Source organism: Nocardia sp. PLKS1-43 (assembly GCF_059510335.1).
In genome coordinates, this window is the sequence record NZ_JCAJZQ010000008.1 from 142342 (window position 1) to 158397 (window position 16056).

General features: G+C 67.3%; 16 protein-coding genes and 1 riboswitch. Of the genes, 13 read left to right on the forward strand and 3 right to left on the reverse strand.

All coding sequences use genetic code 11. The features are described 5' to 3' along the window. Positions 1-2: 2 nt before the first annotated feature. Entirely contained in the window at positions 3-971 is a 969-nt protein-coding gene (locus tag AC5WS7_RS26550) for a hypothetical protein (RefSeq protein WP_495957304.1), read from the reverse strand. Positions 972-1241: 270 nt separating this feature from the next. Here AC5WS7_RS26550 and AC5WS7_RS26555 point away from each other — a divergent pair, with 270 nt between their 5' ends. From AC5WS7_RS26555 to AC5WS7_RS26570, 4 genes are read left to right on the forward strand one after another with little or no spacing between them, the layout of a single operon-like run. Next, entirely contained in the window at positions 1242-1571 is a 330-nt protein-coding gene (locus AC5WS7_RS26555) for a hypothetical protein (protein WP_495957305.1), read from the forward strand. Then, positions 1568-3022: a glycoside hydrolase family 19 protein gene (locus tag AC5WS7_RS26560; RefSeq protein WP_495957306.1), complete on the forward strand. Its 1455-nt coding sequence runs from the start codon at positions 1568-1570 to the stop codon at positions 3020-3022. Before AC5WS7_RS26555 ends, AC5WS7_RS26560 begins: the two co-directional genes overlap by 4 nt. Beyond that, positions 3019-4122 carry a hypothetical protein gene (locus AC5WS7_RS26565; protein ID WP_495957307.1) on the forward strand — a complete coding sequence of 368 codons (1104 nt, stop codon included), beginning with the start codon at positions 3019-3021 and terminating at the stop codon, positions 4120-4122. The genes AC5WS7_RS26560 and AC5WS7_RS26565 overlap by 4 nt, the downstream gene beginning before the upstream one ends. Positions 4123-4166: 44 nt before the next feature. After that, entirely contained in the window at positions 4167-4397 is a 231-nt protein-coding gene (locus AC5WS7_RS26570; protein WP_495957308.1) for a DUF167 domain-containing protein, read from the forward strand. 17 nt (positions 4398-4414) lie between these two features. Here AC5WS7_RS26570 and AC5WS7_RS26575 read toward each other — a convergent pair whose 3' ends face one another. Next, positions 4415-4879 (reverse strand): tRNA (cytidine(34)-2'-O)-methyltransferase, encoded by a 465-nt coding sequence (locus tag AC5WS7_RS26575; RefSeq protein ID WP_495957309.1) that lies wholly within the window; start codon positions 4877-4879, stop codon positions 4415-4417. 172 nt (positions 4880-5051) lie between these two features. On the opposite strand from AC5WS7_RS26575, the gene AC5WS7_RS26580 reads away from it, so the two are divergent. Beyond that, positions 5052-5297 (forward strand): DUF3017 domain-containing protein, encoded by a 246-nt coding sequence (locus AC5WS7_RS26580; protein ID WP_067886685.1) that lies wholly within the window; start codon positions 5052-5054, stop codon positions 5295-5297. A gap of 28 nt (positions 5298-5325) precedes the next feature. Here AC5WS7_RS26580 and metX read toward each other — a convergent pair whose 3' ends face one another. Further along, positions 5326-6480 (reverse strand): homoserine O-acetyltransferase MetX, encoded by a 1155-nt coding sequence (gene metX, locus AC5WS7_RS26585; RefSeq protein ID WP_495957310.1) that lies wholly within the window; start codon positions 6478-6480, stop codon positions 5326-5328. Positions 6481-6814: 334 nt separating this feature from the next. Continuing rightward, positions 6815-6925: riboswitch (SAM riboswitch) on the reverse strand. A gap of 316 nt (positions 6926-7241) precedes the next feature. On the opposite strand from metX, the gene AC5WS7_RS26590 reads away from it, so the two are divergent. The 8 genes from AC5WS7_RS26590 to AC5WS7_RS26625 all read left to right on the forward strand — a co-directional run bounded on the left by AC5WS7_RS26590 (position 7242) and on the right by AC5WS7_RS26625 (position 15796). Continuing rightward, on the forward strand, positions 7242-8459 hold the full coding sequence (locus AC5WS7_RS26590; protein WP_495957311.1) for an NADP-dependent isocitrate dehydrogenase: 1218 nt from the start codon (positions 7242-7244) through the stop codon (positions 8457-8459). Positions 8460-8859: 400 nt separating this feature from the next. After that, the gene (locus AC5WS7_RS26595; RefSeq protein WP_495957464.1) at positions 8860-9996 is read left to right on the forward strand and encodes an MFS transporter; all 1137 of its coding nucleotides are present in this window, start codon (positions 8860-8862) and stop codon (positions 9994-9996) included. A 70-nt stretch (positions 9997-10066) separates the two neighbouring features. Further along, a complete protein-coding gene (locus tag AC5WS7_RS26600; protein WP_495957312.1) occupies positions 10067-10714 on the forward strand; it encodes a TetR/AcrR family transcriptional regulator in 648 nt (215 codons plus the stop codon). Positions 10715-10922: 208 nt separating this feature from the next. Beyond that, entirely contained in the window at positions 10923-12128 is a 1206-nt protein-coding gene (locus tag AC5WS7_RS26605) for a lipid-transfer protein (RefSeq protein ID WP_495957313.1), read from the forward strand. 72 nt (positions 12129-12200) lie between these two features. Next, entirely contained in the window at positions 12201-12635 is a 435-nt protein-coding gene (locus AC5WS7_RS26610; protein ID WP_495957314.1) for a type II toxin-antitoxin system Rv0910 family toxin, read from the forward strand. Between the two features lie 70 nt (positions 12636-12705). Further along, positions 12706-13563 (forward strand): MaoC/PaaZ C-terminal domain-containing protein, encoded by an 858-nt coding sequence (locus AC5WS7_RS26615; protein ID WP_495957315.1) that lies wholly within the window; start codon positions 12706-12708, stop codon positions 13561-13563. 76 nt (positions 13564-13639) lie between these two features. Then, the gene (locus AC5WS7_RS26620) at positions 13640-14509 is read left to right on the forward strand and encodes an SDR family oxidoreductase (protein WP_495957316.1); all 870 of its coding nucleotides are present in this window, start codon (positions 13640-13642) and stop codon (positions 14507-14509) included. Between the two features lie 33 nt (positions 14510-14542). Next, entirely contained in the window at positions 14543-15796 is a 1254-nt protein-coding gene (locus AC5WS7_RS26625) for an acyl-CoA dehydrogenase family protein (protein ID WP_495957317.1), read from the forward strand. Positions 15797-16056 lie beyond the last annotated feature (260 nt).

A 16056-nucleotide genomic window follows, 5' to 3' on the forward strand; every position in this document is an offset into this window, starting at 1 on the left:
GCTCAGAAGTCGCTGCCGCCGCCTCCGCCGCCGTCACCACCGCCGCCGTCGAACCCGCCGCCGCTGTCGCCGCCGAAGCTGTAATCGCCTCCACCGCCGCCGAACTGGTCGCCGCCCTGATAACCCTGGTCGTATCCGCCCTGGTCGTAGCCCTGGTCGTAGCCGCCGCGGTCACGTTCTTCCTCGCGGCCTTCCATCTTCCCGAGTTCGTAACCGAGCAGGCCGCCGCCCACCGCGCCGCCGACCGCGCCGAGGCCACCGGCCATACCGGGGCTCATTCCGCCGCCCTGGTTGTAGCCCGGGCCGTAGCCGCCGCCGGGGCCGTAGCCGCCTGGGCCGTAACCGCCCGGGCCGTAGCCGCCCGGCGCGCCGCCACCGGGGAATCCGCCGCCGCCGCCACGCCGTCGGCGGACCACCGCGACGATTGCGGCCACGAGCAGGACCAGGATGATCAGCGGGCACAGCCAGCCCAGCCAACTGGTGCCGTGACCGCTGCTCGTTGCGTGGTGGTGAACCCGTTGTGGCGCAACGTTGTTCGAATTGTGCGGGGCCGCCTGGTTGGCGGTGCTCGCGAGCGATTGCAGTGCGGCCACCGTCGCGCCGGTGTAATCACCGGAGCCGAAGGCGCCCTTGAACGCCGCGCCCGCGGCCGAGGTGTCCCGGATGTGCGAATTCGAGCCGGTCTCGATCGCCAGATGCCGGGACTTGGTGTTGATCGCGATCACCACATCGGTCGCGCTCCGAACATCCTTCTTCGCCTCGCTCTCGAACGCGGAGCTGTCGTCGGAGAACTTCTCGGTGGTGTAGATCTGCACCGGATCGGGCAGTGTGTTCCCGGCCGTGGTCACGCGCCCGGCGTCGAGAACCTTCGAATCGTCGTGAATGGTGACCGGACCGGCCAGGGCCGCACCCGTCGTCGCCAGGATGATTCCCGCTGTCATCGCCAGCAGGACTGTCAATCGCTTGGACATACCACACTCTCTGGTCGTTGCCAGGGCCCTGCCGCCCCCGTTCCCACCCGAGCGTACCGGGTCTCACAGACAAGACTCGGTGGTCTCGTATCGGCAAGCCGGCGGATCGGAGAACACGCACCCCCATTTCGTTCCCGCACCCTCTGCGAGCTGCGAAAAGGGTGCGTTCACCGGGAGAGGGTGCGGCTGTCGCTGGACCCGTGACAGGCACGTTCGGGGCTGGATACGGTGCCGGAAGTCGGTGAGCAGCGATTCGAACGAGGGGGAGCGATGTCCGGTTCGGGTGTGATCGGTGATTCCTGTGTGGTCGACACGGATGCGGTACGGCGATTCGGCCGGCTCGCGCGCCAGGCGGGCCAGGAGCTCGACACGGTCCGCGGCGCGGCGATCCAGATAGCCGCGCTGATCGGTGACCTGGTGCCGCACAGTGCCGCGGTGTCGCTGCTGTGCGAATCGGCCTGCACGGCGGCGGATCTGGTCCAGCGCAGTGCCGATCGGCTGGGCGGGCTGGCCGAGCGCACCGATCGCGCGGTCACTGCGTTCATCGAGGCCGATCTCGCGCACGGTCGCCTCCTCGCCGGGCTGGAGGTGCGGATATGACCCCGCCCCGCTCGGTGGTGGTGACCTGGCGCGCGCTCGAGGCGGCCGAGCGGATGCGGGCCGAATTCGGCAGGCACATCGCGGATCTGGAGATGTTGTCGGCCGCGGTGCGCACCGAATGTCATCGACTCGACGGTGACGGCTGGCAGGGCGTGGCCTTCGAGGCGATGCTCTCCCGCGTCGAGGCGGCGCACCGCCACGATCAGATGCTGTGTGACCATGCCGAGGGGCTGTGCGCCGCGGGCGCCCAGGCACTGTCCGATCTGCACTACACCGCGATGGCACTGCTGGACTACGTCGCCGATGCCGAGGCGGCCGGCTGTGCCGTCGCCGACGATTGGACGGTCGCCGCCGGGTCGTCGGCGGCCGCCGAATGGTCCGAGGTGATCGCCGAGGCCGTGGCCGCGCTCGATCGCGCCGAGGAGCGCGGCAGACAGGCCATCCTCGCGGCGGAGCGTGAAATGCGGCATCTGGCCGTCGCTTTCGGCCGCGGCGCGGATTCCGGCGACCAGCACGACGACCGACCTTCCGCACCACGGCGGCATCCCGGCGATGGGGCCGAGAGGGCGAAGCGTTCCGTGAACTCCGACCGTGTCGCGGCGCCTGTCGAACAGCCGGTCACTGCCACGGCTCCGGCCGCTACCGCGCGAACTCATCTCGCGCAGGACGCGCTCGCTCCGGTGGATTCGACTTCCGCGATGGATGCGGTTCCCACGGTGGCTCCGGCTTCTTCGGTGAGTTCGATTTCTACGGAGGGGCCGATGCTCGCTGTGGAACCGGCTCTCGCGCAGCCGGTTCCGATGTCGGCGGCAGGCGATTCCCGCGCGGCCTCCCTGATACGGGACGCCGCCGAAAATACCTCCACCGCAGCGGTATCGACTCCGCTCCCGCCGCAGCAACCCGCGCCGCCGGGCATCACGGCCGAGCAGCTCACCGCGATCATGCCGAATCTGTCGATGGATCGAGCACAGCAATATCTGCCCGCGCTCAACGCCGCCATGCAGGAGGGCGAGATCACCACGCCCGCACGGCGAGCCGCATTCCTGGCCCAGCTGGCCCACGAGAGCTGTGAATTCCGGTATTTCGAGGAACTGGGCGACGACGACTACTTCCATCAGTACGATCCAGGCCGGCCGAATACCGCCGCGGGCAACACTCAGCCGGGCGACGGCCCGCGCTATCACGGCCGCGGCCCCATCCAGCTGACCGGCCGGGGCAATTACCGCGCCGCGGGACAAGCCCTGGGCCTGGACCTCGAGGGCAACCCCGAATTGGCGGCCCGACCCGACGTCGGTTTTCGGATCGCCCAGTGGTACTGGACTTCGCGCGATATCAACGCACTGGCCGACGCCGGTGATTTCGCCGCGGTCACCCGAGCGGTCAACGGCGGGTACAACGGCCTGCCGGCCCGTGAGGCCTACTACCGCCGAGCCCTGGAGGTACTGCGATGACCGGCCGCGATTACTGCGGGGGAAAGATGGCGGTGCTCATCGGGTGCGTGTTGATCGTCTCGAGCTGCGCCACGGGAATATCCCCGGCGTGGTCGGATACGGGCGGGAGTGCCGATGCGGCGCTGAATGCGCGGGTGTTCGTCTTCCGCACCAGCACCGAACTGGTGCTGGCCACTTCGCGGCGGGTGATCGCTCGATATGCCGGTAATTATGCCGAAAGTGGTTTCACACAGGACAATTCGCATATCTATGCCCTCGATGGTTCCGGCGGGGTCACCGCGATGGAGGTGGAACGCGGCACGGCGCTGCCGGGTCGTGTGGACTGTCACTGCGCTCGCATCTTCCCGCTGCACGGGACGACGGTCGGCTGGTGGAACGAGCCCGACAGCTTTATGCAGGCCGATCTGCGCGACCCGCACCCCGTCCTGCGCGCCGAGATCACTCTGCCGCCGCCGGATCCGATCGCGCCGGGGGACGTGGTGTCGGGCCCGCATCTGCTCGCGGCCGGTGAGCGGGTGCTCGTTCTCGACCGGGTCGAGTCACCGCCCGGTGCGCCCTGGGGGATCAATCACCTCTCCCTGGTCGACACCGATACCGGCGTCGTGCGGGCACTGGGCCGGATCGAAGGTGTCACCACCGCTTTCGACCGGGCGGCGCTGCGGCCGGACGGTCAGGCGGTCGCGATCGCGGGCCGGATCCGCGACGGAATCGCCTGTGGCACAACGCGTCTACTACACATCGACCTACTGAACGATCGAATCGACCCACTCGATCCGCCCGGCACCTCGGCCTGTTCGGCCCTGGAGGATCTGCGTTGGGACGGTGCCGATCTGACCGCCACCTACGCGAATTGGGAGTCCGGATCGCCGAGCCGCCTCGTCACCACCGTGTGGAGCCGGTCCGCCACGGGGTGGGAGCGGCGCGGCACCGGCGACACGCTCCGATACGGCTCTCTCACTCCAGCGGCCGCCCTGGAACTCCGCCGCACCGGCGCCCAGCAGCCCCGTGCGACCCCCACCGGCGATCTGCTGCTCACCACGCCCGGGCAGTTGCAGATCCTCGCGCACGATGTCCTCGATATGCGGCTCCCACATGTGTAGCCGGCGGATGGGGCGCCGTGCGGCGCGGGATTACGCTGTGCGCCATGCCGACCGTGGTCCGGGCGACGATCACGCCCAACAGCCGCAAGGGGCCGCTCGTCGAGGTGCTCGAGGACGGCGCGCTACGGCTGTACGTGCGCGCACCGGCAGTCGAGGGCAAGGCCAACAAGGCGGCCATCGAACTGCTGGCCGCGCATTTCGCGGTGTCGAAGAGTTCGGTTCGTCTCACCGGTGGCGCCACTTCCCGCTTCAAGCGCTTCGAGATCGCCGACTGATACCGGTCCGGCGCGGCCTACACCGCCCCGGGGAACCCCAGCTGCCGCCACGCCTCGTACACCGCGACGGCCGCCGCATTGGACAGATTCATCGACCGCCGACCGGGCAGCATCGGGATTCGCAGCCGATCGGTGATGTGCGGGTCGCCGAGCACCTCCTCGGGCAATCCGGTCGGTTCCGGCCCGAACAACAGCACGTCACCCTGACGGTAAGCGATATCGGTGAAGCGCGTGGTCGCTCCGGCGGTGAACGCGAACGTCCGCTCGGGCTTCAGCGATTCCCATGCGGCGGAGAGGTTTTCGTGCACGGTGACCGTGGCGAGATCGTGGTAGTCCAGTCCAGCTCGGCGCAGCTTGGGCTCGGACAGATCGAAGCCGAGCGGCTCGATGAGGTGCAGCGAGAATCCGGACCCGGCCGCCAGCCGAATCGCATTACCGGTATTCGGCGGAATTCGTGGTTCGAAGAACATCAGCCTCAGCACAGCAGAACGCAGCCTTTCATCCCGTCCGGACGGGATGACCCTACGTCTCCTCCCATCGCCACCCGGGTGCCGGGAGGTTCCGCCGGAGGAATGCGAGAATCGGGGGGTGACCGATGCTTCCGCGACCGCTCATACCGGACGACCGCTCGGATTCCTGCGCAACCAGCTGCCGATGCTGCTGGTGGCGGTGGTGCTGGTGGTGGCTGTGGTGTTCCTGGTGCAGGATCGGTGGCGCCGTGGGGCGTTCGTCATCGGCGGCGCGCCACTGCTGGCGTCGGTGCTGCGGCTGGTACTCCCGGAGGTGCGGGTCGGCCTGCTGGCGGTGCGCGGTAAACCCTTCGACGTCGGCGCGTACGCGGTGCTCGGCGGCACGATCATCGCGCTGGCCGCGACGATCAGCAGCTTGGGCGTGGGCTGAGCCGAGCCCCGAGCCGCACCGGCCGCGATCAGGAGCGCGCGGTGCGTGCCAGATCCATCGTCTGGGCGAGCAGCTTGCCGACCGCCTCGGTCTCGGTCAGGAAGCCGTCGTGCCCGTCTCGGGAGTGCACGACCTCGAGCCGCGCGCAGCCGGGCAGCAGATCGGCCAGTTCCTGCTGGGTGCGCAGCGGATACAGCCGGTCCGAGTCCACGCCGCCGACCACACAGGGCACCGAGGTCGCGGCCAGCGCGGCCGCCACGCCGCCGCGCCCGCGGCCGATGTCGTGCCGGTTCATCGCCTCGGTCAGCAGCACATAGCTGGCCGCGTCGAAGCGATTCGCGAGCTTGCGGGCCTGGTGGTCCAGATAGCTCTGCACCGCGTAGCGGCCACCGCGCCGGGGATCCTCATCACCCTGCGGGTGATTCGCGAAGCGGTGATCGAGCTCGAAATCCGTGCGGTAGGTCAGGTGCGCGATGCGCCGGGCGATGCCCAGACCGCTCGTCGGGGCCCGGCCGGTGCCGTGATAGTTGCCGCCCTGCCAGTCCGGGTCGGCGGTGATGGCGGCGATCTGCGTGGTCTGGGTGCCGATCTGGTCGGCGGTCGCCCGTGGTCCGACGGCCAGCACCAGTGCCGCGCCCACCCGCTCCGGATGGCCGACCATCCACTCGAGTACCCGCATACCGCCCATCGAGCCGCCGGCTACCGCGGCGATCCGCTCGATGCCCAGCAGATCGAACAGCGCGACCTCCGCGGTCACCTGATCGCGAATGGAGATTCCGGGAAACCTTGCCCCCCAAGGCTTTCCGTCCGGCGCGAGAGAGCCCGGGCCGGTGCTGCCCTTACATCCGCCCAGCACGTTGGTGGCGATGACGCACCACTCGTCGGTGTCCAGCGGCCCGCCCGGGCCGACGATGCCGTCCCACCAGCCGGGCAGCGGATGCAGGTCGTCGGGTGCGCCGGTGACGTGCGAGTCGCCGGTCAGCGCGTGTTCGATGAGCACGACGTTGTCCGCGGTGGGCGACAGCTCGCCCCAGCGCTGAACGGCGAGTTCGACCCCGGGAACCACGGCGCCGCTCTCCAGCCGGATATCACCGATCGCGATCGTGCCCAGACTTCCGTCCGACGGTGGCAGCAACGTTGCCGCGCGATTACTGGATGCGCTTCGGTCGATGCCCACGGTCACCGCGCCACCGTCGCCTCGGGAGGCGAAATCCGCCGATCCCTCGGACCGGCGAACATCGCGCGGGTCGTCCGCGCACGGGTGCCCGCAAGCGGGTCGACGAGGGGGAAACACACGTCTTCGATGGTAGCCACAGCGTTCCGGTGTCTCGGCGTCGCGCGGGAATACCAGGGCCGGTCAGCGAATATCGGGGTGCGGCGCGGGCTGTGCGGCACGGAGTCCGGATCCGTCGCGGGCGCGGGCGAGTTACTCATGTCATGCTCCGAGAGATGTGCCGGTGGGCGTCAGCGATGTCCGGATAACGAACGGCTACAACACATTTCGGGAATCCTCCTGATGATCGCGCTTGCTCCCGGCCTTCGGGAGCCCGGTCATCACCCGGAGCACCCCACCGCAACAGGAGGGTTGCCGACCAGCGAGCCGGGGCTTGGCGCTGGTGCTCATGACCTTCCGGACATCGTAGCCGGAGCGTGCGCGAGTCCGAAACTCGTGGTGGATTTCACCAGGTACGGGCGGAATCGCCGACGTCCGATAGCGGTTCTACGTTGTAAAGCGGAATTCGCGCGGATGTGACGGATCTATCACTCGGGGCAGGTCCGATGCCGATGAGATCCACCGCACCAGTACGCTTGTTCTGTTTGGCACCTCGAGTCTCGTGGACAACACGGGGCGTATACGTTGTCTGTTGAACAGCTGGGTCCGCTCACAAGCGTGTTCACCTGGCGGAACAATGGGAGCACCATCCTAGGAGGACACGAAGATCCATGTCCAAGATCAAGGTTGAGGGAACCGTCGTCGAACTCGACGGCGACGAGATGACCCGAATCATTTGGCAGTTCATCAAGGACAAGCTGATTCACCCGTACCTCGATGTGAATCTCGAGTACTACGACCTCGGTATCGAGTACCGGGACAAGACCGACGACCAGGTGACCATCGACGCCGCCAACGCCATCAAGGAGCACGGCGTCGGCGTGAAGTGTGCCACCATCACCCCCGACGAGGCGCGCGTCGAGGAATTCGGCCTGAAGAAGATGTACCGGTCGCCCAACGGCACCATCCGCAACATCCTCGGTGGAACCATCTTCCGCGCACCCATCATCATCTCGAACGTTCCGCGCCTGGTCCCGGGCTGGACGAAGCCGATCATCATCGGCCGCCACGCCTTCGGCGACCAGTACCGCGCCACCGACTTCAAGGTGCATCAGGCCGGTACCGTCACCCTCACCTTCACCCCGGAGGACGGCAGTGAGCCGATCGTCCACGAGGTCGTCAAGGTGCCCGAGGACGGCGGCGTCGTCATGGGTATGTACAACTTCAAGAAGTCGATCGAGGACTTCGCGCGGGCCTCGCTGAATTACGGTCTGCAGCAGAACTATCCGGTGTATCTGTCGACCAAGAACACCATCCTGAAGGCCTACGACGGCATGTTCAAGGACACCTTCCAGGAGATTTTCGAGACCGAGTTCAAGCCGCAGTTCGACGCGGCCGGTCTGACCTACGAGCACCGGCTCATCGACGATATGGTCGCCTCCTCGCTCAAGTGGGAGGGCGGATACGTCTGGGCGTGCAAGAACTACGACGGCGACGTGCAGTCGGACACCGTCGCGCAGGGCTTCGGTTCGCTGGGCCTGATGACCTCGGTGCTGATGACCCCGGACGGCAAGATCTGCGAGGCCGAGGCCGCGCACGGCACCGTCACCCGGCACTACCGGATGCACCAGCAGGGCAAGCCCACCTCCACCAACCCGATCGCCTCGATCTTCGCGTGGACCCGTGGCCTGGCGCACCGCGGCAAGCTGGACAACAGCCCCGAGGTGATCGGCTTCTCCCAGACCCTCGAGGACGTCGTCATCAAGACCGTCGAGGACGGCCAGATGACCAAGGACCTGGCACTGCTGGTCGGCGGCGATCAGGGCTATCTGACCACCGAGGAATTCCTCGGCGTGCTCGATGCCAACCTGGCGCGCCAGCTGAGCTGAGCCGGTCGCTCGTCCGGTGTGAACCGCACCGCGGCGAATTGAAACAACGGGCACCCGCCCCCACCGCACGCGGTGGCCGCGGGTGCCCGAACTGTTTCGCCGGACCGAGGTGGTGATTCGGGTTACAACCGAGTCCTTCGGAGCGAGCCCGCAGGCGGGAACCTTTGTCGCCCAGTCGATTCGGAAATCCGTGCGGCACCGCTGCCGTCGACGGTGAGTGAGATCACCGGCTGCTCGGGTATCGGTGCCGATCCCTGCCGTGTTGGCGTTGACCGTGCCCGAATCCCTTTCCGCGTCCGAAGTGTCCGTGCAGCCCGAACCAGCCCGCCGGGACAGCGTTCCGGCCGTGCCCCCGTCGCGGGACGGTGAGTCACCGCGCACGCGCTGGCACATTCCCGCGATGTTGGCGCTGGCGCTGGGCGGCTTCGGCATCGGGACGACCGAATTCGTCACCATGGGCCTGCTGCCGGATATCGCGCATGCCATGCGCGTGTCCGAACCGACGGCGGGCTACAGCGTGTCGGCTTATGCGCTGGGCGTGGTGGTAGGTGCGCCGGTGATCGCCGCGCTGTGTGCGCGGGTGCCGCGCAAGCGGTTGCTGGTGGTCCTCATGGCCGCGTTCACGGTGGGCAACCTCGCGACGGTGCTCGCGCCGACGTTCGGCACCCTGGTACTGGCCCGATTCGTCTCCGGACTTCCGCACGGCGCCTACTTCGGCGTCGCCTCGCTGGCCGCGGCGACGCTGGCCCCGGCGGGACAGCGTGCCAAGGCGATTGCCGCGGTTATGCTGGGGTTGAGCGCCGCCAATGTTGTCGGCGTTCCCGCCGCTACCTGGCTGGGGCAGAATCTGGGCTGGCGGGACGCCTATCTGGTAGTGGCCGCGATCGGCCTGACGACCGTTTTCGCCATCGCCCGTTTCGTGCCTCAGCTGTCCGGCATCCGGGTCACCGACCCGCGCACCGAACTGGGTGCGCTGCGCCGCCCGCAGGTGCTGCTGACCCTGCTGGTGGGCGCCGTGGGCTTCGGCGGCATGTTCGCGGTCTACACGTACATCACCACCACGCTCACCGACGTGGCCGGATTGTCGCTGGGCCTGGTCCCGGTGGTGCTGGCGCTGTTCGGCTTCGGCATGATCGTCGGCAGCATCCTCGGCGGCGTGCTGGCCGACCGCGGCGTGGACTCCTCGGTATTCGCCGCGTTGATCGCGATGGTGATCATTCTCGCCGGATTCGTTGCCGCAGCGCATAATCCGATCTCCGCGGCAGTGGGTGCGTTCCTGGTCGGCGCGGCGGGCGCGGCATTGTCGCCCGGTTTGCAGACCAGGTTGATGGATGTCGCCCACGATGCCCAGACCCTCGCCGCCGCGCTCAACCACGCCGCTCTGAACATCGCCAACGCGGCCGGTGCGTGGCTGGGCGGACGGGTCATCGCGGCCGGCCTGGGGTACACCGCCCCGGCCGCGGTCGGGGCCGCTCTCGCCGTGGCGGGCGTGCTGTTGTTCACGGTGACCGTCCGCCTCGCCCGGCGCACTGCCTGACGGCTGACCTGCCCGATGCGGGAGGACAGCATTTCCATTCAGATCTGAACGCAAGTGTAGAATTCCCGGAATGACCAGGCCCGCACCGTCCAAGCCGCTGCGCCGGACCCAGGAGCAGCGCAGCAGTGAGATGCGGGTGCGGCTGCTCGATGCGACCATCGACTGCCTGGTCGAATACGGCTACGCCGGGACGACGACGCCGCGCGTGGCCGAGCGAGCGGGTGTCACCCGCGGTGCGCAGGTCCATCATTTCGGCTCCAAGACCGATCTGGTCGTGGCCGCGATCAGCCATCTGGCCCAGCGCCGCACCGAGGCCGCCATGCGAGCGCTCGGCCGGGTGCAGGTCGGGGGCGATCCGATCGGCGCGATGCTCGATTCGCTCTGGACGCTGCACCAGGGGCCGCTGTTCATCGCCGCGATGGAGTTGTGGGTGGCCGGTCGCACCGACGCGGTGCTCGCCGCCGAGATGGAGAAGGTCGAACCCTTCGTCAACAACGCCGTCTTGATGTCGGTGGCGCAATTCGTCCCGGACGAGTTGCGCCGCAAAGAGGTTCGCGATTTCGTCTACACCGCGATGGACGTGCTGCGCGGAATCCTGGTGTCCAACTTCATCTCTCCCGATCCCGAACGCGCCCAACGCCGTTGGCGGCGCGCCTCGGCTCATCTGCGCGCCGCCGCCGAATCTCTGCTCACCGGACTGAACCTCACCCTCGACTGATCCGCAACGGCAGCCCGATGCGGTCGGCTCCGCACATCCCTTGCGTCGCGGACTGTATGTAGCCGCGGCGGGCTCTGAACTCGCCGTCTTCTCGGAGGCGACCCCTTGCGGTGTTACATACAGCTTTGTATGTTTGTTTCATTCGGTCCTGCGGGAATCGTGGATGCCGCCGCCCTGGTGCGGTCGGCGGCCGGAGGTGAGGAGTTCGATGGCGAACAAGGTCTACGTCGTCGGCGTCGGCATGACGAAGTTCGAGAAGCCGGGACGCCGCAAGAACGAGGACGGCAGCGACTGGGACTACCCGGATATGGCGCGCGAGTCGGGTACCGAGGCCCTCGCCGACGCCGGGATCTCGTACCGGCAGGTGCAGCAGGCATATGTCGGCTACGTGTACGGCGAATCCACCTCCGGTCAACGCGCGGTCTACGAACTGGGGATGACCGGAATTCCCGTGGTCAACGTCAACAACAACTGTTCGACCGGATCGACCGCGCTCTACCTCGCGGCACAGGCGATCCGGGGCGGGCTGGCCGACTGCACGCTGGCGCTGGGGTTCGAGAAGATGCAGCCCGGCTCACTCGGATCGACCTGGGACGACCGGGAACAGCCGATGGCCAAGCACATCATGGCGATGGCCGAGATCTCCGAGGTGCTCTTTCCGGTGGCGCCCTGGATGTTCGGCGCGGCGGGCCGCGAGCACATGAAGCAATACGGCACCACCGCGGAGCATTTCGCGAAGATCGGGTTCAAGAACCACAAGCATTCGGTCAACAATCCGTACTCGCAGTTCCAGGACGAATACACGCTCGACGACATCCTGGGCGCGCGGATGATCTACGACCCGCTGACCAAACTTCAGTGTTCGCCGACCTCCGACGGTTCCGGCGCGGTGGTTCTGGCATCGGAGTCCTTCGTCGACGAGCACGGGCTGGCCGGACAAGCGGTGGAGATCGTCGGCCAGGCGATGACCACCGACTTCGCCTCCAGCTTCGACGGCACCGCCAAGAATCTGATCGGCTACGACATGAATGTGCAAGCCGCGCAACAGGTATACGCGCAGGCGGGGCTGGGTCCGGAGGACTTCCAGGTGATCGAGCTGCACGACTGCTTCTCCGCCAACGAACTGCTGATGTACGAGGCCCTGAGGCTGTGCGGGGAGGGCGAGGCCGCCGCGCTGCTGGACGCGAATCAGACCACTTACGGCGGCAAGTGGGTGGTCAATCCGTCGGGCGGGCTGATCTCCAAGGGGCACCCTCTGGGCGCGACCGGACTGGCTCAGTGCTCGGAACTGACCTGGCAGCTGCGCGGTACCGCGGACAAGCGCCAGGTCCCGAATGTGAGCGCCGCGCTGCAGCACAACATCGGCCTCGGCGGCGCGGCCGTCGTCACGGCATATCGGCGCGCCGATCGCTGAACGCGGGCTCATCGATCCGCACACCTGCCGGAAACCGCTGCCCGGCAACCGAACTCGACGAGGAGTTGTACCGTGGGACATATCGAATACACCAAGAAGATGGCTGCCGAACCCGAGGCGTTATGGGCCGTGGTCGGCAATCCGAACACCTGGGGCGACTGGTTCTCCATTCACGAGCGCTGGATGGAGGAGCCGCCCGCCACGCTCGAGGTCGGCAGCAAACTCGTCGCCAAGGTCGTCATGCTGGGTATGGCGAACAAGTTCGAGTGGAACGTCGTCGCGGTCGACGCGCCGAACACGCTGACCCTCGGCGCGACCGGAATGGCCGGTGTGAAGGTCGAATTCACCTTCCGGATCTCCGCTGACGGCGAGGGCAGCGCACTCTCGCTGCAAGGCGACTTCGAGGGCGCACTGATCAAGGGCGCCCTCGGCAAGGCCGTGGAAAAGGACGGGATGAAGCAGCTCGAAACCTCACTCGAGGCCCTGGATACCCTGGCCGCGGCATGAACGGTCAGGCGCGAAGGCGGCAGCGGAGCGTAACCACGCAGCGCCCCGGCTCATGCTCGAGGAATACCGCGTGAAGACGGTCGAATTCGACGATTCGGGGCTGAACACCTGGTCCGACGAGGAACGTTTCGAGGTCACCGGGGAGCGGATCGCCGAATACGCCGCTGCCACCAACGATCCCATCGCCGCGCATCGCGCCGGGGACCTCGCCCCACCGGTTTTCGCGATCGTCCCGGTATTCGACGCCATGCTGGTTCCGGTGATCGACGTCGCGCCGATGGACATCTTCGGCCGAGTCGTCCACGGCGAGCAGGACTTCCACTTCCACCGCCCGATCCGTCCGGGGGAGACGCTGGTGGCCAGGGCGCGCGCGATCGGATACGCGAGTCGCAGCAGCGGCAGCACGATCACGATGCATATCGAAACCCGTTCCGCGGCAGGCGATCCGGTCAACGAGCAGTATCTGACCGCGTTCTTCCGCAATGTCGACGCGGGTCGCACGGTCGGGGAATCGGCCCCGCCACATGGTTTCGACGACACCCTTCGCTCCCGGGATCCGATCGCGGTGATACCGCAGCACGTGGACGAGGACCAGACCTTCCGCTACGCACCGGCATCGGGTGATCCGGTGCCGCTGCATCTGGACGAGGAGGTCGCCAAGGACGCCGGACTGCCCGGCATCATCGCGCACGGCCTGTGCACGATGGCCTTCGCCTCCTGGGCGGTGCTCACCGAGGTCGGCGGATCCGATGTGCGCCGGATGCGCCGACTCGCCGTCCGGTTCGCCGGACTCGTGTTCCCCGGGGACGACCTGTCGACCCGCATCTGGAAGGTGAAGGCCGGCGACGGCATCACCACTTACGCATTCGAGACCGTGCGCGGTTCGGACGTCGTGCTCAGCGACGGTCTCGCCGAGATCGCGGACTGACGTTCCGCCTGGCCCGGCGCGCGCGGTTCGCGAACCGAACGCGCCGGGCTTCCGGACATATCGAACAGGAGAAATGATGGGTGCATTGGAGGGCAAGGTCGCGGTCATCACCGGCGGCGGCCGGGGGATCGGGCGTGAGCACGCACTGCTGTTCGCTCGCGAGGGCGCGAGCGTGGTGGTCAACGACCTGGGCGGCGACAACGCCGGCGAGGGCGCCGACAGCGGCCCGGCGCAGGAGGTGGTGAACGAGATCCTCGCTGCGGGCGGCCGCGCGTGCGCCAACACCGACAGCGTCGCGCTGTGGGACGGTGCGAAGAGCCTTGTGGACCAGGCGGTTTCGGAATTCGGCCGACTCGACGTGGTGGTCAACAACGCCGGCATCCTGCGGGACGGATTCGTCGCGGGCCTGGCGGAAGCGCAGTGGGATGCCGTGATCGCGGTCCACCTGAAGGGACACTTCAACGTGCTGCGCCATGCCGCGTCGTACTGGAAGGAACAGTCCAAGGCGGGGAATCAGCCCAGCGCCGCGGTGGTCAACACCGCCTCGGCCTCGGGCGTCACGATTCCCAATGCGGGACAGGCCAATTACGGTGCGGCCAAGGCCGGGATCGCCGCACTGACCCTGGTCGCCGCCGAGGAACTGGACCGATACGGCGTACGGGTCAACGCGATAGCCCCGATGGCGCGCACCCGGCTGACCCTCGCCACGCCCGGTATGGGCGCGATCTTCGCCGCGGAGGTCCCCGAGGGTGAGTTCGACGCGTTCAGCCCGGCCAATATCTCTCCGCTGGTCGCCTACCTGGCCTCGGACGGCTGCCCGCTGACCGGCAAGGTGTTCGCGGTGCAGGGCGGGGCGATTTCCGAGCTGGCGGGCTGGCACGACGTGAAGACGATCGAGACCGAGGGACCCTGGACGATCGACGATATCTCCGCCCGGTTGCCCTGAGCGGCTCGGGCCGGAAAAATTTGGAGGACAACGATGTTCGAATGGTCCGAGACCGACGAGATGATCCGCGCCGCGGTACGCGGGTTCATCGACAAGCAGGTTCGGCCGCATGTGGATGCGATGGAGAGCGGCGAGATGACGCCGTATCCGATCATCCGTAAACTGTTCGCGGAGTTCGGCATCGACGCGCTCGGTGCGGAATCGGTGGAGAAGATGCTCGCCAGGGAGCGAGCGCGGGCCGACGCGGGGTCGGCCGAGCCGCCCGAGTCGGGGAAGTCATCCGGCGGTGGGCCGTTCGGCGGACAACAGTCGATGATGGCGGTGCTCATCGGTGAGTTGTCCGGTGTCTGCATGGGTTTGGTGTCCGCGATGGGCGTCAGTCTCGGTCTCGGCGCGGCCACCATCATGTCCCGGGGCACGCTCGCGCAGAAGGAGCGCTGGCTCGCCGACATCGTCACGATGAAAAAGGTTGCGGCGTGGGCGATCACCGAGCCCGATTCGGGGTCGGACGCATTCGGCGGGATGAAGACCTACGTCCGCCGTGACGGCGAGGACTACATCCTCAACGGCCGCAAGACGTTCATCACCAACGGCCCGTACGCCGATACGGTGATCGTCTACGCCAAGCTCGACGAGGGAGACGGCGCGGATCGTCGCGATCGCAAGGTGCTGACCTTCGTGCTCGACAAGGGCATGGAGGGCTTCACCCAGGGAAAGCCGTTCCGGAAGATGGGCCTGCACGCCTCGCCGACCGGCGAGTTGTTCTTCGACAACGTGCGCCTGGGCCGCGATCGGCTGCTCGGGGAGACCGAGGAGCACAAGGGTGGCGACGGACGCGAAAGCGCACGTTCGAGTTTCACCGCCGAGCGCATCGGCGTCGCGTTCATGGCTCTGGGCATCATCAACGAATGTCACCGCCTGTGCATCGATTACGCCAAGAGCCGCAGCCTGTGGGGCCAGGAGATCGGCCGCTTCCAGCTCATCCAGCTCAAACTGGCGAAGATGGAGGTAGCGCGAATCAACGTGCAGAACATGGTTTTCAACGCACTGGAGAGCACCCAGGCCGGCAAGCCGCCCTCCCTGGCCGAGGCGTCGGCCATGAAGCTCTACTCCTCCGAAGCGGCCACCGAGGTGGCCATGGACGCCATCCAACTCTTCGGCGGCAACGGCTACATGACCGAATACCGGGTCGAGCAACTGGCCCGCGACGCCAAATCCCTGATGATCTACGCGGGCAGCAACGAAATCCAGGTGACGCACGTGGCCAAGGGCCTGTTGGGGCAATAGCGCCGCCGAACCGCCGACGCTGAGAGCAACGAAGCCCAGGTGACCAGCACCGACGAGGTGACACATCGCGAGAAAAGGGCTTCGAGTCGCAGAAATCGTCGCGCCTGGGCACTCGAATGCCCTTCACCCGCCCTCCGACGAGACATCCACCTACGTGCTGAGCGGCGAAGGCTCTCTCGTCTCAACTACGAACGTACGGCGAAGCGAAGCGAGGCGACGACCAACACGCCCAGCGGCGAAGCGTCTCCGTCCGGCTGGGA